Here is a 26,166-nt window from a genome sequence, read left to right as displayed (position 1 = left end):
TAAAATTTATAAACATGAGAAACGGTAAAAAGATCTTGTTTTTGCTCGCTGTATTCCTGATTGGCGTAAGTATTACGGGGAGTGCCCAACTGGAAGAAGCCAAAAAAGCCATTGCGGAAAGCAATGCCCGCTATTTTAAATCCTTTGTCAAAAACGACTCCACCATTTTTATCAATAGCTATGCAGATGATGCCTGCATTCTGGCCCCGAATGCCCCGGCCTTTTGCGGCCGGGACGCTATTGCAAAATTCTTTCGGGCGGGTTACAATGATTATGGCCTGCGAAATGGCCAATTCATCACTACTAACGTGTATGGCGATGGAAAGGAATATGTAACGGAAGAGGGCATCTGGCAATCGATCAATGCAAAAGGTGAATTATTCGACGAGGGAAAGTTTCTGGTGCTTTGGAAAAAGACCAGCAAGGGCTGGAAGATGTACAGGGATTCGTTTAGTGGTAATCATGCTATAAACTAGTTGCTACTTCGCGTCCCAACCGGTTTTTGTCTGGCATAGCGCCAGACAAAATACCAGGTGAGGAGTATTTGTATAAGAATAAACGTAGGTAAAATAAACGGGTACAGTTTCAATGGGTTTAACGCATCGCCGGAGGCAAACATGGTGGGCAGATCGGCCAGATTAAAAATAATGATAACCGCCAGAAGCTTTTTGTTTCCGCCGAAATACCACCAGCAGCCTATTCCATACAGCAGTTCGAGGATGAAATTTACCAATGGATATTTGATGATGCCCAACCCCCAAACCGGATGTTCGGCAAAAGGGAAGAGCCGGATATCGTGCTCGTGGAAAATAAGGTCAATAGCAATATGTGATAGTACGCCGATGGCAAAAGCGATGGCCAGTTTCCGGTTTTTAAATCCCGGCGTTAAGATGACATAGGACAGCAAGGCTGCCAATACACCCGAAAAAACAGAATGGGAGTAGGGGAGAAAGTCGAGGTGCAGTTTGCCGGTTGTAACTGAATAATGTTCAATGCCCAGGTAGTTGAAAATAACCCAACCTATCTCCACCAGCTGAACAGATATTAACAGCGGCCATAAAGGCAATTCCGGTTTGTTCTTTTTAATAAGTAAGGCCGTTGCCGCATGATTGATTGCATACATAGCTGATATATTTGATGCAAAGTTCATTCAACAAATATTTACAGGCTTGTACGATTTGGCTATTTTCGCGGTATGACCGGTGATAAAAACTTCCCTTTGTTGCTTTTCTGGCCTGGGTATTTTATGTATATCGGCCGGGGAGCAGATACGAAGGTGCATGCCCATCATGCCATTCAGATTGCTATTGCGTTGGAGAGGCCCATTGAAGTGATTAGTAAAAGTGTGCAGCGGGTATACCAGGCAGTCATCATCAACTCGGATGTGCCGCATGAATGCAGAACTTTTGGCGGTCCTTTTGTCCTGGTCAATATCGACCCGGAGACAGGTATCGGAACCGCGTTAAAAAAGGAATATTTAGTTAAAACCGGGATGGCAGAACTGCCACTGGCTGCCATCGATAATTACCTGGGCCAACTGAAGGTTTTGTTAGCGGGAAACAATCCGGCTGATGAAATTTATCATTTAACAAATGATTTGCTTGCCTCCATAGCCCATAAGCATACACCGCAACCCCTTGATGAAAGGATTGCACAGGTGCTGGCCTTGCTCCGGGAGCCGGAACAGGAAGCTGTTTCCATACAAGACCTGGCTGGTACTGTTCATATTTCACCAGGCAGATTGATCCATTTGTTTACGCAACAGGTAGGCATTCCTGTTCGCAAGTACATCCTGTGGTCGAAGTTGATGACCGCGGTAAAAAAGCTCGACAAGCGTGCCAATTTTACGCACGTGGCCCTGGATGGCGGCTTTGCCGATGCTCCTCACTTTAATCGCACTTTTAAAAGAATGTTTGGATTGAGTCCAACGGCCTTACTAAAGGCTGACTGATTTACTGGTAAACTTCTTCTATATATTCGGTATATTCCAGTTCTTCGCTTTGCTTCTTCGAACCTTCTACCAGACGTGCCACTGCTGCCGCAGCTAATCCGCCCAGAAAATACAAACCTATGGTCATGAGTTTTGTGCCCGTTGTTTTATTGCCTGGTTCAGGCAGCCCCATCGACTTGGGTAACACAACAGCCGAAATGCCTGCTGCCAGTCCTAATAAGGCGCCGGTTAACCATACTCTTTTCCTGCCGCCCGCAGCTGCCATACTAAAATAAGCAGTATCACAAAACAGTTCGCCGCCTACGGCCCAGCGCTGCAACGTATCATCACCCGGTACTGTTCTATTCATTTTTGTAAGTCCTTTGCGTAACAGGTCCATATCAAGCAGATCCATACGGGGAGCAGTGGGGATTACTCTTCTCATTGCCTCATGCAGGGATGCCACTGTAATTGTTCCTGCCAATCCTCCGGCCAGCGCAGATGATACTTTCATAGTTAAATTATTATTGGTTTAAAATCATTCTAGTTCCCTGAAAAAGTTATACCACGGTATTAACATTTAGCCGGAATGCCGCACATTAAAACATTTTATATGTTTTCGTTAAGTGAAAAAAAATTCCACTTTTTGATACTAATTAGCCTGAATTAATACATGGTTCATGCTAAATAGCGAAATTAGCGCCGCAAAAAATATGAATACTTCATATAAAAGAATTGTACCACGGTTGTCTTTCCATCGATTGTCTGCCCATTTTTTACAAAAAACAAAGAAAACAACATGAAGCATTTCATTTGTGCAGCCGTTTTTTTAGTTGCATGGCCGGCGGCAAAAGCGCAGAGCGGCAGTCTCTACAATGACAAACGGGACGGGCCCTTTACTTCTACCCAAAAAATTCGCGTTACGGGCGTATGCACCCAGTGTAAACAAACCATTGAGAAGGCAATAAGGAAATTGCCGGGTGTTTACCTGGCCGATTGGGATGTTGAGTCACAATTGTTGCTGGTAAGATTTAACCGGTCAAACATTACGCTCGACAAAATTGAAAAGCTGGTTGCCGAAACCGGGCATGATACGCAACATGTAAAAGCTATCGGAAAGGAACCTGAAGTAAAGTGTCTTTAGCATTAATAACAAAGCAATAGTATAATCACTATAAAGAAGGGCCGTGATGGCTCTTTTTTATTTTTAATTGTATTTCCGACAAAAAATATTGAACGGGATAAACAAATACGATCGGCGCCTGTTATAAAGAGGAACAATCCCGATCTCGTTATGAAAAAAATCCTCATCGCTACCGATTATTCAGCGGAAGCTGAAAATGCGGCAGAATATGCTGCAGCGGTGGCAGCCGAACAAGGCCACGAACTGATCCTCTTTAATTACAGTGAAATCTCTATTCATCTTTTAAATGCCAGGGCTTCCAGCGACGATATTGACGGTATGCTGGAGTTATTCCGGAAGAACCTTGATAAAGCAGCGGATGCACTGAGCAAAAAGTATAATGTACCTGTGAAGCCTTACCTGGCTTCGGGTAACTTTTATAACAGCCTGGTGGCCTGTATTAACCAGTATAAACCGGCTGTGGTGGTGATGGGTATGGCCAACAGATCTGTTGAACAGGACTTGTTGGGTAACACCACTACCTCCACTATTCATAAGCTGGAGTTCCCGTTGCTGGCTATTCCGGTAAGTGCCAAATACAAGGGCATTAAAAACGTTTTGTTTGCCTGTGACCTCGAAAAAGGGGTGGAAGATAAAGTGTTGAAAGATGTACATGAACTGGCTACCGTATTCGGCGCTGCGGTTGAAGTGTTTTATGTTACTGAAACGCTGGAAGCATTGCAGGGCGCCGATGAAGCAGGCCATGCGGTGGTTGACAAAACCCTGGCAGGCATCAATTACTATTACAAGAATGTGCAGTCGCGTAAGATCATCAGCGCCATCCAGGAGGAGATTCAGGAGATCCATGCCGACCTGCTGATTATGTCGCCGTACAAATACGGATTCTGGGATTCTATTGTACACCGTAGCAAAACCAGGATGATGGCTTCCGGCAACAACGTACCGCTGTTGTCATTACCTTCTTAAACTTGCGTTTGTTTATTTATAGGACCAAAGGCCTGGCGTAAGTCGGGCCTTTGTAGTATCTTTAGCTAGTGACAACATTCAGTTTCAATCCGGTTACGCCACATCCATTATTGCAGCCATATGTTGCAAAGATGTGGGTGTTTGAAAGCAGCGGCCGTTTGCCTGCCCTGGATAAAAAACTGATTGTGCCCAACGCCAATTTTAAACTCACCTTTACCAGCCGAAACGGCATAGTGGCCCGGGTAGACGACAACACCTTTACCCAAAAAGAGAATGAGTTGTCATTTACGGGTTTGATCGATACCGCTGTTATGCTGGATCCCACAGACGATATTCAAACCAATACCATCCTGGTTGAATTCAATCCGCTCGGCGCCTATCGCTTTTTTCAGTTACCGTATACGGAAGTCAAAAATCATATCGTTGGCATGCCCGACCTGTTGGGCAAACAGGTGTCAGGACTACAGGAGAGAATAGGGGAGGCGAAAACGGTGGCAGGTAAAGTGCAGCTGCTGCAAAACTTTCTGCTTAAACGGCTGGAAAATGCATCGTCTGACCTCATATACGATTTTTGCATCAACCGGATTGTTGAGAATAAAGGATTGATCACCGTAGCACAGCTGGAGAAAGAAACCGGCTACAGTGCGCGCTGGCTGCATAAAAAGTTTTCGGCCAACCTGGGTACCGGCGCGAAAAACCTGGCCGAGATCATCCGGTTCAAACAATTTTACCAGGCATATTCAACCGGCGCGGATCTGTTTCATTTAAAAGAACACATCTACGAATATTACTACGATCAGTCTCATTTCCTCAAGGCATTTAAACGATTCACCGGTTCTACCCCTACTGATTTGCAAGGCGGTCTGAATGAGCTTGCTACGAAGCATTATACGAGTTGACGGGTTGACAAGTTCACTTGTTGACACGTTGACAAGTAAGTTGAGATAAATAAAGTACAAAGCGGGAAGTTGACAGCGTTGACAGCGTTGATAGAGGAAGGCGGGGAAGGGGGAGTTCCGATTTGTACAATACCCGCTTTGGTTGCCGGGCTAGCTTTGCTGTTATAAATCAAATAACAATGGCAAACGATTTTAACAGCAGCATTACTGCAAAAATAAGCGCTTCTGAAGCTATTAAAAAGATCAGCAATGTAACCGGCTGGTGGGGTGTGACCTTTACCGGACACTCCGAAAAGCAAAACGACACCTTTCAGATAACCATGGGGGGCGATTCTTTCTTCGATATGGCGGTAAGCGAACTGGTGCCTGGTAAAAGGGTGGTGTGGTTTATTAAAGATTGTTATATGCCCTGGTTTACCGACAAAAAGGAATGGGCCAACACCCGGTTGATCTTTGACCTGAACGAACATAACGGTGAAACCGACCTGACATTTACCCATGAAGGGCTAACGCCTGAAGTAGAGTGTTACACAGATTGTGAACAGGGCTGGACGCACTGGATAAAAACAAGTTTACAGTCTTATTTAACAACCGGCCAGGGGGTGTTTAGAAAGCCGACGAAGTGAGTTGACACGTTAAGTGAAGAAAACGGGTTAAAGCCAAAAACGTCATTCGGTACGCAGGCTTTTGATAGGATTCATCAACGCCGCCCGCACGGCCTGGTAACTGACCGTTGCCAGGGTGATGAACAGTAAGCCCAGGCCGGCGATCACAAAGATCCATGCGGATAAGGAGGTATGAAGCACATAGTTCTGAAGCCATTGGTTCATGCAGTAGTAGGAAAGCGGTATCGCTATGAGCATGGACAGCGCCACCAGTTTTATAAAGTCGGCGGAAAGGAGTGCCCAAAGACCGATAACGCGGGCGCCAAGCACTTTGCGAACGCCGATTTCCTTGGTGCGTTGTTCTGCAACGAAGGAGGCCAGACCAAAGAGGCCCAGGCAGGAAATAAGGATGGCCAGGCCGGAGAACACCGTGGCGAGATTGCCAATGCGCGACTCGGTATTAAACTTTTTCTGATACTCCTCATCAATGAAAGAATAGATAAATGGACTGGCCGGGTTGAATCGTTTGAAGACGGGTTCCATCGCGGCAAGGGCGGTGCGTACCGGTACACCGGGTTTGATCCGGATCGTAAACACGGAATGGCCGCCTTCACCCATAAACACCGCGGGCTGCACCGGGTAATAGGGATTATTGCTGATCATGTTTTTCGCCACTCCGACAATGGTATAGGTCTTTCCCCAATGTTTGATAGTCTTGCCAATGGGATCTTTAAATCCGAGGATGCGGGCGCCCGTTTCGTTAACGATGGCGGCTGTACTGTCGGTGAGGTATGCACGGGAGAAGTCACGTCCTTTGATGATGCTCCAGCCGATAGTGGGACCAAAATCAGCGTTTACAAAAACGTCGCGGAACGAGACGGTTTTTGCTTCTTCACTCATTCCTTCCCATTCAAGCCTATTATTCCGGTAAAATGCGTTGATGTCCGCGGAGGCGTTGGCGATATTGGCCACCATACCTGTATTGAGCAGGCCCTGGCGAAGAGCTTCATAATGAGCGTCCAGTTCCTGCGTATTAGCGGGAACGGTGATCAGACCGCCCTGGTTATAACCCAACGGTTGGTCTTTGGCAAACCGGATCTGACGGAATACGACGATGGTGCCGATGATCAGTGCAAGCGAAATGGAGAATTGGATCACCACAAGAACCTTGCGTGGATTGCTGGCGCCTTTACCGGCTTTGACAATCCCTTTCAGCACTTTCACCGGGCGGAAGCCGGAAAGATAGAAGGCCGGGTAGCTGCCGGCCAGCAGGCCGGTGATCAGCGTACAGATCAATGCGAGCACCCAGAAAAGCGGGTTTGTCCAGGGAAAGGTCATGGTTTTGCCGGCCAGTTGATTGAACCAGGGCAGGGTGAGCGCCGCCAGGGCAATGGCGATGATAAAAGAGAAACAGGCGAGCATAACCGACTCACCAAGGAATTGGGCAATGAGATGACTGCGCAGCGAGCCGATGGTTTTGCGGATGCCCACTTCCTTTGCACGTTTTTCGCTGCGCGCCGTAGCCAGGTTCATAAAATTGATACAGGCCAGTAAGAGAATAAAGACTCCTATGATCCCGAGCATTCTCACATAAACGATACGGCCCCCACTGAGTGAGTTGGTATCATCGTAATGCAGATACAGGCTGGGGTATGGAAGCACCTGGTAGTTTTCGTACGCGTACTTCACATGGGGGCTGCAGATATTCTTGATGCGCGCCGTTGCCTGATCTGCGGTGATGTTACCGGCGAGGCGGGCAAACATACGGCAACTATGGTTTTCGAAATCGTCGATAATCCTGACCCAGTTGGTTTCCTCACTAGCCATCGAAATAAAAAAGTCATACTCATGTAAGCTGCTGTTCGCGGGCTGATCGGCATAAACGCCGCCCACGACGAACGGCCGGCGATTTTCATATTTAAAGGTTTTACCAACTGCGTTTTCGGTGCCATAGAGTGCAATGGCCGTAGATCGTGAAATTAAAGCGGTGTTCGGATCGCGCATGGATGCGGCAGTGCCACTCAGGAAGCGATAACCGAAAATGAGCGGGAAAGTATATTCTGCCGAGGTACCGGTTTGGGCGACGGTTTTGTCGCCGTTCACCAGCAAATGCCGGCCCGCCCAAAGGACCATTGCTGTTTGGGCGAATACATTCCGGTAGTTACCGTTTTGCAGCCAGGGATTGAGGGCCGGGGACACGGTGGTGCCTACATACAGGGGGGGCGTTTTTTCACTGGTTTGGCCCTGTGGCCACTGGTTCTGCATAATCTCCACCACGCGGTTGCCATTCGGAATTCCCTGATCGAACGACAATTCATCGGTTGCCCAAATGCCGATGACAATGGCGATGGCCATGCCGGTGGCGAGCCCGAAAATATTGACAAAGGAGTAGCCACGGTTCCTGCGCAGCTGGCGGAGTGCGAGATGGAGATAGTTTTTGAACATGCTTTTGATTTTAGACTACGGCTATACCACAGCCAGAAAAGTGCCTTTTTTTCTACCCATTAACATCCAACCGGTTGCGTTTTCATTGTTTTTATTAATTGTCCGCTTTCGCACACTCAGCGTTCAGTTTTATACTACCCCACCCGTCATTGTCCCCCGAATCCGCCGTTTGGCGGAGTAGGCGAGCCTTTTGCCCTTTGTTGTCTGCTTCGTCCGCCGAAGCCTTGGCGTAGGCGGGCCTTTCATCCTGCAATTATTTTGCAATCGGTTGCTACTGCTAATCCCCTGTATCAAATTAGGGTATGTCAGTTCAATTAGTTTCCGCCCTGAAATATTTGTCTAAAAAAATGTAATCGGTTTCATTTTTTTAAAAAAATCACTATTTTCGTTATGCCGGACGGTCCTAATAGCCCGGTAAACGCTTGAAACCGACTTAAAAATTGCCATATGTTACACTCTAACCGCCTTTCTCACAAGCTTTTAATCTTTCATAACTACTTCGTATGCCAGGTGCCGGGATAGTTTTCAACAACTAACCCGGGTGTTGTCCACGTAAAACATTCGCCGGTAGCCATAGCCGTATAAACTGTATACAGCTTATAGCACACCGGCCGGGTGAACGGGATTGCCATGCCCACGATCTTAAAAACAACTAAATGTTTATAACCAAAACGATTACTATGCTAAACGTTCTACATCCCAAAAAGCGCAGTCTGCAAGGACGGCTATGGGAAAAAGTGCTTGCAGCGACGTTGTTGATTGTATGCTGCTTTTTTGCAGATACAGCAGCATTTGCGCAAAATACCGTAAGAGGAAAGATAACTGATCAGAAAGGTGCGCCTGTTCCCGGCGCTTCGATAACGGTAAAGGGTACCAATACCGGTACCAACACCGGTATGGATGGCAGCTTTGCCATTCCGGCCTCCAAAGGGGCCGTGCTGGTGATCTCCAGTGTAACTTTTGCTGTTAAAGAAGTTACTGTAGGCGATGATAATGCGATCCTTAATATACAGCTGGCTGCGGCCGCAACAGATCTGAATGAAGTGGTGGTAATTGGTTATGGTACCCAGCGGAAAGAAGCGGTTACCGGTTCGGTGGCTTCTATTGGCGGCGAAAAAATGCGGGAGGTGCCAACACCCAATATTTCACAGGCCCTGCAGGGACGTTTACCCGGAGTAGATATAGCGCAAACGAGTACCCAGCCGGGCGCTACCATGCAGATCCGTATTCGTGGTACACGCTCCTTAACCGGCGACAACAACCCGTTGATCGTACTGGATGGAATTCCTTTTATCGGTTCTCTGGCCGACATCAACCCAAATGATATTAAAAGCATCGATGTGCTGAAGGATGCTTCGGCCACTGCTATTTACGGTTCGCGTGGCGCCAATGGTGTTATATTGGTTACCACCGATAAAGGCGCCAAAAACAGAAAACCCCGTGTTTCTTACAGCGGCTATGTAGGCGCACAAAAAGTGTTTGCCAAATACCCCATGATGAACGGTCCCCAGTTTGTTGCCCTGCGTAAAGCCGCCGGTCAGTATACAAACGGACAGGATGAGGCCGACAGCGTGAATACCGACTGGCAGGACCTGCTTTATCAAACCGGTATTGTGACCGACCACAACATCAGTGTTTCGGGTGGTTCAGAAACCGGCAGCTACAATTTTGGCGGCGGTTATTATAACAACCAGGGCGTAATACCCACGCAGCAATACAAACGGTATACTGTACGTGGCTCGCTCGATCAGGGAGTGGGGCAATATGTTCGCGTGGGGTTGACCACCAATACCAACTACAACCAAACCCAGGGCAGCCAGGTTGGTTTGTACAATACCTTAAGCATGACGCCTATTTCCTCGCCATACAATGCTGATGGCACATTGAGAAGAGGTGTAAGAATGATTGCTGACAACCAGTATGTTTATACGAAGGATGTAGTGAAGAACCTGACGAATAATGATCAGTGGGTAAATGAAACCCGCGGGTTTGCAACCTATAATTCGGTGTATGGTGAAATAAAAGCGCCGTTCATTACCGGGTTGAAGTACAGGATGAACCTGGGGCTTGATTATGTGCAAACCAATAATGGCGCCTATACCGGCGCCGGCGTTGGCGATGCGCTTAACCCCACTACGCCTTCTTCTGCATCTGTTGACAGCAGAAATACAGTGCACTATACACTGGAAAATCTGCTTACTTACGATCGCACAATTGGCAAACACGCCATCAATGCGGTGGCTTTGTATTCTGCAGAACAACTCAGGTATGTTCGTACCAATATGGCAGCCCGCGATATTCCGGCCGATGCCTTTCAATTTTATAACCTTGGTCAGGCGGCCGGACAAATAACTGTTGATCCTGCCAACCAGGATTACCAGTTATCGGGACTTAAATCGGCTATGGGCCGTATCATGTATTCTTATGATAACAAGTACATGATCTCTGCAACTTTACGTTCCGATGGTTCGTCAAGGCTGGCACCGGGTCATAAATGGCATACCTATCCGGCCATCTCGGCAGGTTGGAACCTGGCTAACGAATCGTTCATCCAAAGCCTCGATATCTTCAATACCCTGAAATTACGGGCTGGTTACGGTGAAACTTCCAACCAGGCCATTGCGCCTTACTCAACCCTGGGAAAACTGGATACCCGGCCTTATAATTTCGGCAGCAGCTATAGCACCGGGTTGTATGTAACGCAATTGCCGAATCCCAACCTGGGTTGGGAATTCTCCAAGACCTTTAACTTTGGTCTTGATTTCAGCATCCTCAAAAACCGCTTGTCGGGTACTATCGAATATTATATTACCAAAACAGAAGGCGTTCTGTTTGGTCAAACCCTGCCGCCCACATCTGGCGTAACCAGCATTACCGGCAATATTGGCACCACGCAGAACAAGGGTTTTGAACTGGGGCTGAATGGCGTGATCCTCGACAATGTAAATGGCTTTACCTGGGATGCGGGCATTAACTTCTATGTAAACAAAAATAAACTCACCTCCCTCGCTTCCGGACAAACCCGTGATGAAGCCAACTGGTGGTTCGTAGGGCATAACATCAATGCCATTTTTGATTACCAGCGCGTTGGCCTGTGGCAAAAAGACGATGCTTATTTAAATACCCTGGAGCCAGGCGGAAACATAGGTATGATCAAAGTGAAATATACCGGTGGTTATAAATCAGATGGCACGCCTGAACGGGCAATTGGCTCTGCCGACAGACAGATCATGGATGTGGACCCTGACTGGCAGGGCGGCTTTAATACCCATGTTGCCTACAAAGGTTTCGATTTGGGCGTGGTTGGTTTCTATCGTCATGGTGGCATTCTCTTCAGTACCATTCATGGTGCAAGCGGTTATTTGAATTTGTTGAGCGGACGCCGTAACAATATAAACGTTGATTACTGGACACCCGATAATCCCAATGCAAAATATCCTAAACCCGGCGGTATTGTGAGCAGTGATAACCCCAAGTATGGCAGTACGCTCAGTTATTTCGACGGCTCGTTTATGAAGATCCGCACCATCACTCTGGGCTACGACTTCAACCAGAGCCTGCTGAAAAAGTCAAATATCAAATTGCGGATGTACGCTACCGTTCAAAACCCATTTGTCATGTTCTCACCATTTCATAAAGAATCGGGCCTTGATCCGGAAACCAACTCGTATGGTAATCAAAACGTGTCATCAACAGGAGCTATCAGTTCAAACACAGGCCTGTTGAACCGCCTGCTTACCGTAGGGTACAATACACCGTCTACCCGCAACTATATTTTGGGTGCTAATTTGACATTTTAAATTATTTAGAATATGAACCATCTGCTTATAAAATCACTTACGGTATCGGCATGCGCCATGCTGTTGTTTACAAGATGTAAGAAAGTGCTGGAAGAAGAACCACGCAGCACTTATACACCCGATTTCTTCAAAACGGAGAAAGGCGTGCTGGGAGGGATCACCTCTCAATATGCGCACCTCCGCTTAATTTATGGACAACCCTATTATTATAACACACTGGAAACCGGCACCGATGAATATACCTATGCATCGAGTGCTGACCAGAACTTTAAGGATGTTGATTTGAGCGGGGTAGGGAATTTAACCGCAGCCAGCAGCCGCTCTGACGCTTTATGGGGAACGGCCTTCTCTAATATCAATACCGCCAGTGGCATTATTGAAAATGGCGGAGCTGTACCCACTATTTCGGCTGCGCTGCTCGCGGAGGCCAGGTTCTTCCGCGCCTTTGACTATTTTCTGCTGGTGCAAACGTTTGGTGGCGTTCCATTGGACCTGGGAGCAGGCGAATTGAAATTTAATATCTCGGCCTCCAGAAAATCTGTACGCAATACCGTACCCGAAGTATATACCAAAGCTGTCTTTCCCGACCTGCTGCAGGCGATCAATGATCTGCCGGATGCGCCAAGGGTAACCGGTGGCGTTACGAAAAACGTGGCGCGGTTGTACCTGGCAAAAGCGTATTTAACGTATGGCTGGTGGTTGCAAAACCCCAACAACATTCCTACTTACCCGGCTGCCAACCGGACCGACCCGGATAACCATGATGCAGCCTGGTATTTTCAAAAAGCATATGATATTGCGGTACAGGGTATCAGCAATCCTGGTTCTTATGGATTGGAAAGTACATTTTATGATGTGCATGTAGGTGGCAATGACCGCGGTAAAGAAGAAATGTTGTATGCCGATCATACGCAGGACAACGAATTTTATAATGGCGCCTGTTTGAGTTGTTTTGATTCGGAATCGGGCAATGGCAGAAACGGGGCCACCTGGATGGTGACCTTCAATTATACCGGTATCAGAAGTGCGCCGAATCCCACCGGTGATGGTGCAGGCGTAAGCCCCGTACAACGGGAGGCCGCCCAGTCTTTAGGCCGCCCCTATACGCGGATGTGCCCAACCATTGGTGCTATTACGAACACTTTTGCAGAAAAAACGCTCGACTCCCGTTATGATGGTACCTTCACCACCGTTTTCAGGGGTAACTGGCCCAAAGGCGGCACTACCAACGCCACCTTGTATAATGCGAATGACATGCCGGTTACACCCGGACAACCCATCCTGAGCTTTTTGAATGATGAATCACTAACCCCAGGCATCACCTATCCTTCCGGCGCTTCCTTTCCTGGTAAATCATCCAATGCAATTGGCGCCGGTGTATTGCCCGGCCGCGCAGACTTTGTGATCTCGCCCCGCGGTATCAGCAGAATTGTGTTTCCCAATTTGTGGAAGATAGGTGAATACCGCACCGATAATGGTACCGGTCTCGGTCAGCCCAATGCTACCAGCACGCGTCCATTCAAGATCGCCAAATTCTCTGAATTCTATTTTATCGCTGCGGAAGCCGCTGTAAAAGGCGCTACTCCTGTAGCAGGCAAAAGCGCGAGGGAACTGATCAATGTGATCCGCGCAAGAGCAGGTAAATGGAAGTTCTCCAATAAAGACAATGCGGCATTTGTTGCAGATAACAGTGCTGCCATGACGGCTGCCACACCGGCCGTTATAGATATCCCTTATATTCTGGCTGAACGTTCACGCGAATACTTCGGTGAAGGGATGCGCTGGTTCGACCTGGTGCGTACCCAAACCTGGAGCGATATTGCAGGTACCTATGATATCTGTGCAGCCACTTACGGCAGCCATACGCCACAAACGGTAACGCGCACCATTGATAAAAAATATTACCTGCGGCCGATACCACAGGCCCAGCTGGATGGTATGGACGCGACAGCAGATGAAAAAGCTGCATACCAAAATCCGGGTTATCAGTAGCAGATACATATAGCATAGTTTGACGTTAGGGGCTGTCTCGAAAGGGGCAGCCTTTTTCGTTTAAAAAAATGGGTGTTTTCACGGGAAATTAATTGGGGTGTCAAAAACTACCTTCGTATAAGCGTTCATTATCCATCTCTAAATTGCATATTATGAAACGGATCTTACCTGTACTCCTGGTAGGCCTTGTGTCATTTACACTCATAGTTTCTTATTTATCCCTTCAAAATGACCGGGCGGCAGATGGAAAGAAAGCTTTCCAGTTTACTACTTTCAATCGCAGCGACTCAGCCGGTGCAAATACCATTTTGGACTTTTGGAAAGAAGATGTGCGAAGGAGCAATGCTGTTACAAGCCTTATTAAACTGGATTATATTTTTATGTTGGTTTATTTATCCTTCTTTTTATTCATTATCTACCGGCTGCACGCCAATGAAAAGCGAAGATGGATGAGAGCTATTTTGAAAGTTGGCGGAGTGGCTCTCCTGATCGGAACAGCTATCGATGCTGTCCAGGATAATAAAATATCTCATATTATTCAGTTCAATGAATCAGCGGTGGATATGCGTGGTTATACCTACTCAAAATTCACTTTTATCGGTGTGGCCATTCTCAGCACTTTATTCGTTCTCATTCCACGCGCACCCATAACGTTTTCCAGTGCAAAAGTGTCTGTAAAGGTATTTCTTGAAGGGGCCAGGTCGCTTTTGTCACAATTCCTTAAATCCATCTGGATCTTTTTTCCCGGCATTATATTTCTTGTTTTATGTATTGCCGCTCTTTGGTTGGCTGGACAGGGTAAGGATTTTATAGTAGCGTTTGCCAATAGTAAAACGGATGTTATCAATTATGATGGGGTGCATTGGAATTATTCAAGGATTGTCTTTTTTATGGCTATTGGCTTTTGGTCCTATGTAAGCTGGTATTCCTCCAGGATTATTTATTACATCAAAGAAAAAAAGCACGAGGAACCGGTTGCAGAGATCAGCAAAGCAATAGGAAAATCAATTCCATCGCAGGGAAAAACCTATCCCAATGTATACAAGAGTTTTCTTGTAGAGTTTCCGAAGACCATCGGTAATACCTGTTTCCTGGTGCTTGAGTTGGCCATTCTTCAGTCGCCGCTTGTTGTTCTTGCTATGCAATCGAAATGGGCTGTATTGCTTTTGCTTGAATTAATCCTGGCTTTTTATTTTCTGAACAAATGGATTGGGAACTGGATGTCGAAGAGTCCGCAAAATGAGTCTGCTTTCAGGTTTTTGTTTAATGTGCTGGGAGTGGTCTTTCTGGTAAGCCTGGTGGTTATCAGCTTTGGCCAGAGCGTTGGGTTTTGGTCTATCCTGCTTTTGATAATTCTACTGCATATTGTTTATATTTTCTATACCAGCCTACACCGGAAGAATGTTAGTCAGGTGCCGGCGCCGCCACCTGCTCCGGCGCCCGTAAGGATAAGTAACACTAAACGTATTATGGCATATTTCTGTATTCCGCCGCTGGAAACCGGTTATTATACATGGTTCCTGATTACCAGCGTAATGGGGATCGGTTGTTATTTGGGTATTATCTGGTCCCTGACTTTTGCACGTGTAGTGGGGCCTTTCTCTTCTGTATTGCTGGCGTTTGGGGTGCTGCTGATCTTTGGTAATTTTATTACCGCCCTCTCTGTAAAGTATAAATTGAATTTTCACTTCCTGCTTTTTTTACTTGCTTCTTCCATAGGGATGTATGAAAATCACTGTGTACGCCAAAAGAAATTACAGGATGTTAATAAGGTTACTATTAAAAAAGCAGATAGGGCGGAATTTAAACCTTATCTGCTGGCATGGTTGCAAAAGAATGCACCGTTGAATGATAGTACATCTAAAATTGATATGTACTTTGTTATGTCCAATGGTGGCGCCTCCAGGTCGGGGTACTGGACCGCCTCGGTACTTGGCAGGTTGGAGGACCTAGCCGTCCGTTCTGACGGCAGGCGATTTTCCGATCAGGTATTTTGCCTGTCGGGGACATCCGGGGGCGGGGTAGGCGTGGCCAGCTATTTCTCCATGCTGGGAAATAAAGGAACAATTACTTCCCGATCCCGGTACGAGCAATCTCTGCAGGCGTATTTGAAGCAGGATTATTTTACTTACACGTTTGCCTATTTGCTGGGGCCTGATTATTTTCACTATATCATTCCCGGGTTAAAATTGTTAACAGCGTCTGACAGGGGCGCCAAACTGGAAGAGTCTTTTGAGGCATCCTGCCAAACCGATACCCCATTATATAAAATTCCTTTTAATGAAAACTTTTCCAGCTTCCCGGCGCTTGACAAAAATGGTAAAATAAAATACCCCATCCTTTGCATTAATACCACGCGGGTGCAGGATGGCAATCCTGGCGTAGTCACCAATCTCAGGATGGACAGTGCTACTTTTAATAACCGGGTAGATGTGGTAAAACTGCTGGATGATACTATGGATATCAGCATGGCCTCCGGCTCCATTCTCGGCGCACGATTTCCTTATCTGAGCCCGGCAGGAAAGATCAAAGACAATTATTTTGTAGACGGTGGTTATTTTGACAACTCCGGTGCAGGGGTTGTACAGGAGTTAATCCGTGCTATTATTGTAACCGGTGAAAAAGCCAGTCGCAATAATGAACCCATTGGGAAATTGATTAAACGGGTGCGTTTTCATGTGATCCACATTGTGAACAGTCCGATTGAAGTGGATTCAACCGGTATAAAAAGTATTCCGCCTTTTAAAAACGACTTGCTGGCCCCGGTTCTGACCATTCTCGGTGCATACGACATGCAGACAACGGTCAACGATGGACGCCTCATTAATTATCTCAATGATCTCAGAGACTATGATTCCTTTCCGGCAGATTATAAACGTGTTTCACTGTATAAAAGTAAGGACGAGTGGGATAATGATAAAAACCTGCACCGGTTTTATAATGCTGAACCACCCTATGCCATGAACTGGTTTATGTCGGATACTACCGCCAGACGAATTAACATCAGGCTACAGGAAAATCCCAACCTGAATGCTATTATCCGCGAAATAAAAAGTAATCGCTGATTAATCTATTAATATGAATAAACTGATTGCTAAAAAATATATTATACCTTATATAGCCTTGTTTCTGCTGTTCAGGTTCATCTTTGGTGAAATAGAAAGTTATTATATTAAAAATGCGGTGGTGAGCCCTCACCCGATAGATGTACATTCCTGGGAGGCAAAGTTCAAAATTGATAAACAATATGTGATGGATGCCAAACACTTTGGCTACGATCATCAGCGTTATTTTACATCGTTTTTTCCGTTAGACCTGGTGTTTCCGGTTGTGTATACCTTGTTGTTCATGAGTTGCCTGCAGGTATGTACTCATCTCAAATTGTATAGGATACTTGCTGTTGTTATAGTGATGGGCGCTATTTTTGATTATCTGGAAGACCTAAGTTTTGCGACTTATCTTTTGGGCGCAGGGGACGGAATTGCTACTGTAGTTTCTTATTTCACCACCATAAAAACCATTTTATTAATTGCGAACATTTTTATGGCTTTGATCTGGATCCTGGTGTGGTTGAAGCAATTGGTATTTAAAAATGAAAATAATATAGCATATAAACGTTAACCGGTAATTTCTTCCTACTTCTTACTTCCTGCCACTTTCTTCAACGAAGAAGCCCTGATGATCAAATTAGCCCGTAATGTAATAGAGTTGGTACTGTAAAGATTGCTAATGCCTTTGAGGTGGTTAATGAGATTGGTGACAGCGGTATTGCCCATAGTTTCGCCAGAATAGTCAACCGTAGTGAGGTTGGGTTCAATGACCTTGCTGATGGGGTCGTTGTTGAAGCCGGCAAATGCTATGTCCTCAGGTATGCGGAACCCGGCTGCTTTCAATGCCATCATACAGTATACGGCTGATGTATCGTTGGCGCAAAAGACGGCATCCGGCCGTTTTGACGCCGGGAAACCGAGGATGTGATTGGCTGCTGCGGTGCCATCTTCCTCAGACAAGGCAGTCACTAAATGCCATTTCTCCTGGAAGGGGAGGTCATGGTCTTTCAGCGCCTGCCGGTAACCCTCGAAGCGGTCTTTATACACGTTCCTGAGTACATTTCCGCCGATGTGCATGATCCGGCGGCAGCCCTGGTCTATCAGGTGGCTGGTTATCTTGTAGGCGGCCTCATAATTGTTGATGACAACCGATATGCTGCTGGTATGGGATTGAACACGGTCGAAGAACACCACCGGGATATTGCGCTTGAAAAAAGGCTCCAGGTGATTCAGGTTGCTGGTATCGTAAGCCAGGGAGATCAGCAGGCCATCTACCCGTTTGTTGAACATCGTGTCGGCATTCTGCTTTTCGTTCTCCGCTTCTTCCAGCGATTGGGCAATGATGAGGTTATACCCGTGTTTATTGGCTGCTTTTTCCATGCCCGCCAGTACGGATGACATGAAATGGCTGTTGAGCCGGGGCACCAGAACGCCCAGCGTATGCGTGCTTTTGCTGCGCAGGCTGCTGGCAAAGGTGTTGCTCTGGTAACCCAGTTTCTGCGCCGCCTCCGTAATTTTCTTTCTGGTATTCTTGCTTACAGCAGGATTGTTGTTCAGGCCCCGGCTGACCGTGGCGGCAGAAATATTGAGGTGCCTGGCAATATCGTATATCGTTACTTCCCGGTTTTCGGCCATTATAACAGGATGATGTTTATCAAAGAAATGGAGCTTTTTTTGAATAAAAAAATGGAATCGGCAAACGGGTATGGAAGAAAGATAAAAAAAACAGGGCCTCAAAATTTTGTAATTTAAAAAGGAACCTTACATTTGCAACCCCAGTGATAATCAAGGGGATTAAACCAGTTTGATCAGAAGGAGTTTAGCTCAGTTGGTTCAGAGCATCCCGATTTACAATCGGGAGAATCGGCGGGCAAACAAGTTAAAATCTAAAGAAATCAAAAAGGGAGTTTAGCTCAGTTGGTTCAGAGCATCTGCCTTACAAGCAGAGGGTCGGCGGTTCGAGCCCGTCAACTCCCACAAAACAAGAAAGGTTCACAGTAATGTGGACCTTTTTTTATTGGTGAACGACTCAGAGCATTTAACTCATCTCTCTCCCACGCAACTGCTGTTTAATATTAAAAACAGGTTCAGGATATTCATGATTATTCCTCTTCACCTGGCCGTTTAATTCTTTTGAGCCCCCATCTTTTGATTGGTTCGGATGGGATGCTTCTCTCTTCGTTCCAATAAACAGTCTTTTTAATTGCATCAGATTTCAGGGTTATCAATTCCGGTAACTTTGGCCTTTAAAAATTGAGCGGTTCCGATTGCATAGCTAAGACATAAGGCCGCTAATGTATAAAAAATCAAACCCATGGCAGGTAAATGGCATGAATTAATTTTTTCATATTTTAAAAACGAAATATACAGTTTTCGGGATGTGCTGGTAAAAATGAAAGAAGAAGGAATGTCGGCTCAGGATGCTTACCGGATCTTTACAGAGATCAGGTATGAATTGCAAAGAGAAGGAAATGAAAAAGATGAAGATAGAATACTTGACACGATGGATATTATCGTTGGCTATTGCCTTCCGGATAATAAGGTTTGGGACGACTTATTTCTGGCTGAGAATCAAATTCTCTATGTCCCGAATTTTGAGGACCTGGTATCTATGCCATATACCGGAATAATTAATGCGATTTGCTGGTCCCGTAAACTAACAGGAGATTTTGCTGAGATTGTTAAAAAGGTAACGCTAACCGGAAATATAACCACCATTGACCCGGAAGAACTTAATGAACTTTCCCTGAGTGAACAAGGGCAATTGGCCCGGGAAATTCTTTTAAATGACCTGGAGTTATTAAAGGCTCATGGTGCATCGCCGGTCTTGAATGTGATCAACCATTATGACCGGGATGATGCCTACCCGTTTTTCCCAACCGACGTTTATTCCTATCATGTAGATCGCTCGCCTGTGCCAACCGATACCTTCTTGTGCACTTACTATGGCGACCCGAGTGAAATATTGCCCAATGGGCAGGGTAAACAGAAAATACTTATTCCGGAAATACGTGCGGAGCTCAGAAAACTATATCAGGGAGCAGAAGATGGTTTTGAATTATTCCTAAGTGAACATTTCTTTGATCTGCACTATCAGGCTGAAACGGATGCCCGCCCAATTAGCTTAGGCATTGGTAACCTGTGGAGGTTGGCGGTTGATCATCCTGAAAGCCAGGTTCCTCCCTGTCTTCACCGTGCACCTGCCGAAAAATCGGGACCTAGGTTGTTGCTGATCTGTTGATAAGCATTGTTACCGGCATGTTAAATCATTTTGAAACAAATCGTACAAAGTTTGATACGAATTGTGCTATCAGCAATTTGCTATTTCTTTACTTTTCTCTTTTAATTGAACAATGATTTTTCATGACACGATTGAACAGCATTAAAGTACTTGCCGTAACTACAGCAATATTTGTATCAACCTGGATCTTCGCGCAGGACAGACAGGCGCCCGCTTACCCGCTCATTACGCACAATACCTATTTTAGTATCTGGTCAACTACCGATCAGTTGAATGCCTCAACCACCCAACACTGGACCGGAGCAGACCATTCTTTATTAGGATTGATCAATGTAGATGGCCGCATTTACCGGTTCATGGGTAAGGCCGAAACCAACTATAAGACTATTCTTAAAGCTTCTGACGAAACAGCCTATCCAGTCCGCTATACCGAAACGCAGCCCCAGGGCGACTGGATGTCGGCCAATTTCAACGATGCCGCCTGGAAATCCGGTCAGGCCCCCATTGGCGATAACGAAAAGATCGCAAAGACCAGTTGGACGTCAAACCACATTTGGGTGAGAAGATCTTTTACGATAACAGATCTTGCCAACATCAATGAGCTTTTTCTGAAGTTGAACCACGACGACAATGTGGAAGTTTTTTTGAATGGGAAAAAGATATATGACAAAGTGGGATGGACGAATTCCTTTCAATATCAACCCATAAATAAAACTGACCTTACAACCGGCCAGAATATTATTGCTATCCATTTGGAAAATACCGCGGGCGGCAGGTTCCTTGACTTTGGACTGGTAGATAAAGTCAAAGACAATACGGATAACATGGCCCTGGCTGAACAAAAGCATGTGGCCGTTACCGCTACCCAAACCATTTATGATTTTACCTGTGGCAATATTGATCTGAAACTGACATTTACCTCGCCGCTGTTGCTGAATGATCTAAAGTTGTTGTCGCGGCCTGTTTCGTATATTACCTATGGCGTAAAAGCCAATGATGAAAAAAAGCACAACGTCAAAGTATTCCTGAGTGCTTCCTCCAATATTGCCGTGTACCAGCCTGCGCAGGAAGTTTCTACCCGCAGGTATAATGCGGGCGGGTTGTCAATTTTAAAAACTGGCACTGTAGCGCAACCGGTGCTTCAAAAGGGTGCAGATGATATGCGAATTGACTGGGGATATTTTTATGTAGCAGTACCCCAGTCGTCCGGCGCGCAGCAATTTATCACCAGAAGTCCTGACGCTGCAAGCGTATTTGGTAATGGATCTGTAACCTCAACCGCGGCTACCGGAAAATCGCTGGCGCTGAATACCGTGATTCCCATCGGTGCTGTAGGAAAAGAACCTGTTGAACGGGAGATGCTGCTTGGTTACGACGAGCTGTTTTCCATTCAGTATTTTAATACCAATCTGCGTCCCTGGTGGAATAATGATGGTAAGCACACAATAGAAGGCCAGCTGGCGGAAGCTGCTAAAGAATATAAGACGGTTATGGAAAAGTGTGCAGCCTTTAATAACGAATTGAATAACGAGGCTGTCAAAGCAGGTGGTAATATGTATGCGCACTTGTGTGCCCTGGCTTATCGTCAAAGCATTGCTGCGCACACGCTGGTAAAAAGTCCTGAAGGGGAAATCCTGTGGCTTTCCAAGGAAAACAACAGCGGCGGGTTTATCAACACGGTAGACGTCACCTATCCATCGGCCCCGTTATACCTGCTTTATAACCCGGAATTGGTACAGGGGATGCTGAATGGAATTTTTCATTTCAGTGAAACCGGTAAGTATGCCCATCCCTGGGCAGCCCATGATCTGGGCACTTATCCGGCTGCTAACGGGCAAACCTATGGGGAGCCAATGCCAGTGGAAGAATCAGGTAATATGATCATCCTCACAGCGGCAATGGCCAACAGGCAGGGCAATGCCAATTATGCGAAGCTGCACTGGAAAACATTGACTACCTGGGTTGACTACCTCACAAAAGAAGGGCTTGATCCCAAAACGCAATTGTGCACGGATGATTTTGCCGGTCACCTGGCGCGGAATGCGAACCTATCGGTAAAAGCAATCGTTGGGATCGCGTGTTATGCGCAGCTTGCTGAAATGTTAGGCGAAACCGAAACTGCGAAAAAATACCGGGCGATTGCCGAAAGCATGGTGCCTAAATGGATGCAGATGGCAGACGCCGGCGATCACTATAGCCTCACCTTTGATAATAAAGAAACCTGGAGCCAGAAGTACAATCTTATCTGGGATAAAGTGCTCAACCTGCATCTTTTCCCGCAAAAGGTATATGACACGGAAACCCAATATTATCTTGGCAGGCAACAGAAATTCGGGTTGCCACTGGACAGCCGGAAAACCTATACCAAGAACGACTGGATCCTGTGGACTGCCAGTTTTGCTCCGCAACAAGATCAATTTGAAAAGCTGATAACACCTGTTTACCGGTTTACCCTTGAAACCGGATCCCGCGTTCCCCTGAACGATTTCTACGATGCCATCACCGGCATCCGGGAAAACTTTAAAGCCAGAAGTGTGGTAGGGGGATTCTTTATGAAAATGCTGGCAGACAGCACGAAGGTTAAATGATATTAAACTTTTTTATAGTTCAGCAATTAGTCTGTTTTAGCACGAAGGTTCACTGAAAAGTGGACCTTTTTTTATCTTACAGCTTCTTTGCCTGTAACCAAACCCTTATACAGATAGCGTCAGTCGTCCGTGTTTTTCATTAAGCTGGATGCTCGCATTAATTGATGAGAGGAAATTTTATTGCAACCGCTCCCCCCTCCCTGAAATCTTCTTCTTCCAATGCATCCTGCAGGTGATAACCTGTGAACCCCTTAGCCCGGATGGCTTCCCTGCATTGCAGCATGCTCTTTCAGTTGGGATAAGATGCTCATGCGCTAAAAATAATCAAGCCGGTGCAATTATCGAAGGATAAAGGCTGGAAAGATTCAAATAAGCGAGGGGGCTTTTTCGTTTTACCCTTTTAATTTAAAAATCATCCATTTATGGCACTTACTTCTCAACAAAGATCAGAATGATGCCGGGGGAGCGATTGAATGTAAAAGCCATGGGTACTCAGGTTCCGGTTAATGTTCATGTGTCCGGATATTATGAATTGCTTCCTCAGTTTCCATTTGTATAATGGCACTTGTCATTTTCCAGGCTGGCTATTCCAGTTAGCAGCCTTCCCATTGCATTTATCATGGTCCATTTGCAATTTTGGATAGACCGTGTTTCAATTTTAGGGTACTACCAATCATTGTTTTGTTACCATCAATTCATTGGCTGTGTCCTTCCGTCAGGCAAATATTTTCGACACCAGGCAGAAAGCGATCAATTTTTAGTTTTAAGCTTCCTACGTCCAAAAATCACCTGCCATAATTCAAATAGCAGGTAGCAATAATCATTTTATGCCGTCATAATTTAAGTAGCAACCGGCATCATTTGGTTTTAAGGTGCATGTTTTTATTTTCCCGGCTTCTTATGCTCATTATTTCATGGCAAAAGTTAGTTAGCAGCTCCAAAAAGTTACTAATTAGCCTCCTTAAATCAGTTGATAGCTATAAAAAATCGAACGATGGCTTCCATAAATCACATGAGAGCTTCCATGATTTACTTTTAGGGTAGCCCAATCAATTTTCGGTAGCCAATAACTTATTTTGGCCAGGGCATGATCTATTTGGGATTAGTCATGAAGCATTTAAGTTATCGCATGATCTACTTTGACCTATCCATGTGCTATTTGTCTCATTCAATGAAGCAAAGACGTGACTTCATATGCTATTGGTGTCATCCAATGTGCTATTGTTGTCATCCAAAAAGCTAAAGCTGTCAAATAAAATTCAATTTAGCTTTTCCGGGCAAAATTAACAGGTCAGGTGTACACGATAAGGAGAACCTTATTTAACTTAGCGGCCGACCGGATAATTTGACAGGTTCATATAATGAAAAACACTTACTGTAGTGTTTAATAATACCTTCACCCCAAACAGTTTGAAAAAATAACAAGTACCTTGGCTTCGGCAAGGGCCTGAAAAACTGTTCCATGACAAATAACCTGTTACCATCACCTATTGTGGACAGATACGCCATTCAGTACAGCGAACTGGTGTATGAGGCGATCACTATTTATAAAAATAGTGACGATAAATGGGGTGTGCTCAGTGAAATCATGCCGGGAGTTTTCTCCATTTTGGTTGAACCGGTTTATAATTCAATCAGTTTTAACCACGTATTGAATTACCTGCAAGCGGTGTTTTACCCGGAGGACCACTGGCAGGTGGATGGAAAGAACTTTTATTTTTATGATATAAATGGCCAGGTGCAGGCAAGTGTGCTGGGCGTTTCAACCGTACAAATAGACGAGGGGGGCTGCCTGCTGGTGCTGAAGGAGGATGCCATGGGGCTGCTCGATAACAAAGGCAGGTCCGTAATTCCTTTTTCTTATGTGTCGTTGCATTTTCTGCAGACCGGTATTTATAAAGCGCAACAGGGCGACGGGTATGGCATTATCGATGTTAGTGAAAACGTACTGCTCGATTTTAAATACCGGTATATTTTCAACCAGGTAAAAAACGACAGGGTTATAGTGCAGGACCTGAATAGCCGGTATTTTACTTTTCATTTTCCCACCCGTGAATTGCACGCATTGCCATACGACAGCATCTTTCTGGCATCTCCCAATACAGGTGCTGAAGGAAAAACAGCGCCTGGATTATACAAAGTGATCAGGCAATGCCAGGAAACGGAATTTGACTATTACGATAACGGTATGAGCGCCTTTACGGGCATCTGGGGCATTATCAATGCCGATGGGGCCGTAAAAATTCCCTGCGACTATGCGTTTGTAGATGTGTTTGAGGGCACCGGTTTTTTCAAGGTAGCCAAAGGCGTCTTCAACTTTTACTTCGAGGAGGAGACCGGTAATTTAATTGCAGAAGGCGTTAAGTGGGGGGTGGTGGATACCAATAATAAAATTATTATTCCGATTGAATACGACTGGGTACAGGAAGCCGAAGAGGGCCAATGGGTGGTGAACAAAGGCGGTACTGTATACTTTAACGAAAGTTATGAGGCGGATCACTGGGCAGTGCGCGGCGGTAAATCGGAACTATATTCATAAAGTAAAATATACTCACTGTACAACATATGCAAATCACAAAGATAGGCTCACAGGCTTCTGCTAAAGGTCCTGAAGACTGGTTTACGGGCCAGGTGCGCATCGACCCGTTATTCCTGCCAAACGATGCCCGGCGTGGCGCCGCATCGAATGTGACTTTTGAACCGGGCGCGCGTACTGCCTGGCACACACATCCTTTAGGACAAACTTTGATTGTTACCGCAGGCTGCGGCTGGGTGCAAAAAGAAGGCGGGCCGGTTATTGAGATCCACCCGGGTGATGTGGTTTGGTTTGAACCAAATGAAAAGCACTGGCATGGGGCTACGCCTGTAACGGGTATGACCCACATTGCCATCCAGGAAAATTTAAATGGTAAACTGGTTGACTGGCTGGAGAAAGTTACAGATGAACAATATGCTTTGTTGAAAGCTTATTGATGATAATTCCTGACCGCCGGAGGAGGAGCGGGGCGGTAAAAAGGCGACTGGCCAGAGTAATTGCTTACACCAATGCTGCCGCTGATGGAAAACGTGCGTTCGTCATTGATATACATCAAACCCATATAAGCCGATGAAGAAACGCCATACCGGTTGTTATTCATGAAGCTGCCGGTCTTATTGAAATTATAAGGCGTATTGAAATTGAAAATGGTTGGCGCCACATTAACGCCCGCAAAAGCGTAGACGTTATTTGTTAACTGCCGGTTAATTTGTAATCCTGCCGGGGCCGATAAAAACGGACCACCACCGCCATTAAAGAACAGGTAACCCGCCGAAATACCGGCGTATTTTGAAAGGAACCATTTCTTTTGATGATAATTGGAATCAGCCACCTGGCCAAAATGCCGGAAATAAGGCTGGTTCATAGCGCCAAAGCCTAACGGGGCCTGGGCTTTCACCGCTACAGCGGAGATTATTATCGCAGCAAAAAGGATTATCCGTTTCATTTCCATAAAGATAAGTCCTTTTAA

22 protein-coding genes and 1 tRNA gene are annotated in these 26,166 nt (G+C 45.8%); 15 read left to right on the top strand and 8 right to left on the bottom strand.

Features of this window, described 5'->3' with window-relative positions; all coding sequences use genetic code 11:
• The first annotated feature begins 14 nt into the window (after positions 1-14).
• Positions 15-476 (top strand): YybH family protein, encoded by a 462-nt coding sequence (locus tag NIAKO_RS15505; RefSeq protein ID WP_014219399.1) that lies wholly within the window; start codon positions 15-17, stop codon positions 474-476.
• On the opposite strand, the gene NIAKO_RS15500 is transcribed toward NIAKO_RS15505, so the two are convergent.
• A complete protein-coding gene (locus tag NIAKO_RS15500) occupies positions 473-1,123 on the bottom strand; it encodes a hypothetical protein (protein ID WP_014219398.1) in 651 nt (216 codons plus the stop codon). The two genes, NIAKO_RS15505 and NIAKO_RS15500, sit on opposite strands and share 4 nt — an antisense overlap.
• 72 nt (positions 1,124-1,195) lie before the next feature.
• Here NIAKO_RS15500 and NIAKO_RS15495 point away from each other — a divergent pair, with 72 nt between their 5' ends.
• Positions 1,196-1,951, top strand: a complete 756-nt coding sequence (locus NIAKO_RS15495; RefSeq protein WP_014219397.1) for a helix-turn-helix domain-containing protein — start codon at positions 1,196-1,198, stop codon at positions 1,949-1,951.
• 1 nt (position 1,952) lies between these two features.
• On the opposite strand, the gene NIAKO_RS15490 is transcribed toward NIAKO_RS15495, so the two are convergent.
• Complete coding sequence (locus NIAKO_RS15490; protein WP_014219396.1) at positions 1,953-2,444, bottom strand: hypothetical protein; 492 nt, start codon at positions 2,442-2,444, stop codon at positions 1,953-1,955.
• Positions 2,445-2,729: 285 nt separating this feature from the next.
• Between NIAKO_RS15490 and NIAKO_RS15485 the strand changes: the two genes are divergently transcribed.
• The 4 genes from NIAKO_RS15485 to NIAKO_RS15470 all read left to right on the top strand — a co-directional run bounded on the left by NIAKO_RS15485 (position 2,730) and on the right by NIAKO_RS15470 (position 5,565).
• Positions 2,730-3,074 (top strand): heavy-metal-associated domain-containing protein, encoded by a 345-nt coding sequence (locus NIAKO_RS15485; RefSeq protein WP_014219395.1) that lies wholly within the window; start codon positions 2,730-2,732, stop codon positions 3,072-3,074.
• A 150-nt stretch (positions 3,075-3,224) separates the two neighbouring features.
• Positions 3,225-4,040: a universal stress protein gene (locus tag NIAKO_RS15480; protein ID WP_014219394.1), complete on the top strand. Its 816-nt coding sequence runs from the start codon at positions 3,225-3,227 to the stop codon at positions 4,038-4,040.
• 68 nt (positions 4,041-4,108) lie between these two features.
• Positions 4,109-4,939, top strand: a complete 831-nt coding sequence (locus NIAKO_RS15475; RefSeq protein WP_133055276.1) for a helix-turn-helix domain-containing protein — start codon at positions 4,109-4,111, stop codon at positions 4,937-4,939.
• Positions 4,940-5,118: 179 nt separating this feature from the next.
• Entirely contained in the window at positions 5,119-5,565 is a 447-nt protein-coding gene (locus NIAKO_RS15470) for an SRPBCC family protein (protein WP_014219392.1), read from the top strand.
• 42 nt (positions 5,566-5,607) lie between these two features.
• Here the strand turns inward: NIAKO_RS15470 and NIAKO_RS15465 are convergent, their stop codons facing one another.
• Both NIAKO_RS15465 and NIAKO_RS38535 read right to left on the bottom strand, forming a co-directional pair.
• The gene (locus tag NIAKO_RS15465; protein ID WP_014219391.1) at positions 5,608-7,989 is read right to left on the bottom strand and encodes an ABC transporter permease; all 2,382 of its coding nucleotides are present in this window, start codon (positions 7,987-7,989) and stop codon (positions 5,608-5,610) included.
• 494 nt (positions 7,990-8,483) lie between these two features.
• Entirely contained in the window at positions 8,484-8,621 is a 138-nt protein-coding gene (locus tag NIAKO_RS38535) for a hypothetical protein (RefSeq protein ID WP_155966910.1), read from the bottom strand.
• Positions 8,622-8,669: 48 nt separating this feature from the next.
• Here NIAKO_RS38535 and NIAKO_RS15460 point away from each other — a divergent pair, with 48 nt between their 5' ends.
• From NIAKO_RS15460 to NIAKO_RS15445, 4 genes are all read left to right on the top strand, one after another.
• On the top strand, positions 8,670-11,789 hold the full coding sequence (locus tag NIAKO_RS15460) for a SusC/RagA family TonB-linked outer membrane protein (protein WP_014219390.1): 3,120 nt from the start codon (positions 8,670-8,672) through the stop codon (positions 11,787-11,789).
• A 12-nt stretch (positions 11,790-11,801) separates the two neighbouring features.
• Positions 11,802-13,781, top strand: a complete 1,980-nt coding sequence (locus tag NIAKO_RS15455; protein WP_014219389.1) for a RagB/SusD family nutrient uptake outer membrane protein — start codon at positions 11,802-11,804, stop codon at positions 13,779-13,781.
• Positions 13,782-13,933: 152 nt separating this feature from the next.
• Positions 13,934-16,846 (top strand): patatin-like phospholipase family protein, encoded by a 2,913-nt coding sequence (locus tag NIAKO_RS15450; protein ID WP_014219388.1) that lies wholly within the window; start codon positions 13,934-13,936, stop codon positions 16,844-16,846.
• A 13-nt stretch (positions 16,847-16,859) separates the two neighbouring features.
• The gene (locus tag NIAKO_RS15445; protein ID WP_014219387.1) at positions 16,860-17,402 is read left to right on the top strand and encodes a hypothetical protein; all 543 of its coding nucleotides are present in this window, start codon (positions 16,860-16,862) and stop codon (positions 17,400-17,402) included.
• A 14-nt stretch (positions 17,403-17,416) separates the two neighbouring features.
• Here the strand turns inward: NIAKO_RS15445 and NIAKO_RS15440 are convergent, their stop codons facing one another.
• Entirely contained in the window at positions 17,417-18,466 is a 1,050-nt protein-coding gene (locus NIAKO_RS15440; protein WP_014219386.1) for a LacI family DNA-binding transcriptional regulator, read from the bottom strand.
• 267 nt (positions 18,467-18,733) lie between these two features.
• Between NIAKO_RS15440 and NIAKO_RS15435 the strand changes: the two genes are divergently transcribed.
• A tRNA-Val gene (locus NIAKO_RS15435) sits at positions 18,734-18,808 on the top strand.
• A 61-nt stretch (positions 18,809-18,869) separates the two neighbouring features.
• On the opposite strand, the gene NIAKO_RS38530 is transcribed toward NIAKO_RS15435, so the two are convergent.
• Positions 18,870-19,040 (bottom strand): hypothetical protein, encoded by a 171-nt coding sequence (locus NIAKO_RS38530; RefSeq protein WP_014219385.1) that lies wholly within the window; start codon positions 19,038-19,040, stop codon positions 18,870-18,872.
• Positions 19,041-19,145: 105 nt separating this feature from the next.
• Between NIAKO_RS38530 and NIAKO_RS15430 the strand changes: the two genes are divergently transcribed.
• On the top strand, positions 19,146-20,072 hold the full coding sequence (locus NIAKO_RS15430) for a hypothetical protein (protein ID WP_014219384.1): 927 nt from the start codon (positions 19,146-19,148) through the stop codon (positions 20,070-20,072).
• 122 nt (positions 20,073-20,194) lie between these two features.
• Positions 20,195-22,660, top strand: a complete 2,466-nt coding sequence (locus tag NIAKO_RS15425; protein ID WP_014219383.1) for a glutaminase family protein — start codon at positions 20,195-20,197, stop codon at positions 22,658-22,660.
• 157 nt (positions 22,661-22,817) lie between these two features.
• On the opposite strand, the gene NIAKO_RS39580 is transcribed toward NIAKO_RS15425, so the two are convergent.
• Positions 22,818-22,943: a hypothetical protein gene (locus NIAKO_RS39580; protein WP_262493725.1), complete on the bottom strand. Its 126-nt coding sequence runs from the start codon at positions 22,941-22,943 to the stop codon at positions 22,818-22,820.
• Between the two features lie 1,179 nt (positions 22,944-24,122).
• On the opposite strand from NIAKO_RS39580, the gene NIAKO_RS15420 reads away from it, so the two are divergent.
• Positions 24,123-25,199, top strand: a complete 1,077-nt coding sequence (locus NIAKO_RS15420) for a WG repeat-containing protein (protein WP_014219382.1) — start codon at positions 24,123-24,125, stop codon at positions 25,197-25,199.
• A gap of 26 nt (positions 25,200-25,225) precedes the next feature.
• Positions 25,226-25,633: a (R)-mandelonitrile lyase gene (locus NIAKO_RS15415; protein ID WP_014219381.1), complete on the top strand. Its 408-nt coding sequence runs from the start codon at positions 25,226-25,228 to the stop codon at positions 25,631-25,633.
• Here the strand turns inward: NIAKO_RS15415 and NIAKO_RS15410 are convergent.
• Complete coding sequence (locus NIAKO_RS15410) at positions 25,627-26,142, bottom strand: hypothetical protein (protein WP_133055275.1); 516 nt, start codon at positions 26,140-26,142, stop codon at positions 25,627-25,629. The two genes, NIAKO_RS15415 and NIAKO_RS15410, sit on opposite strands and share 7 nt — an antisense overlap.
• Positions 26,143-26,166 lie beyond the last annotated feature (24 nt).

It is taken from the genome of Niastella koreensis GR20-10 (assembly GCF_000246855.1).
Taxonomy (GTDB): domain Bacteria; phylum Bacteroidota; class Bacteroidia; order Chitinophagales; family Chitinophagaceae; genus Niastella; species Niastella koreensis.
This window is presented reverse-complemented; position numbering and strand designations above follow the sequence as displayed.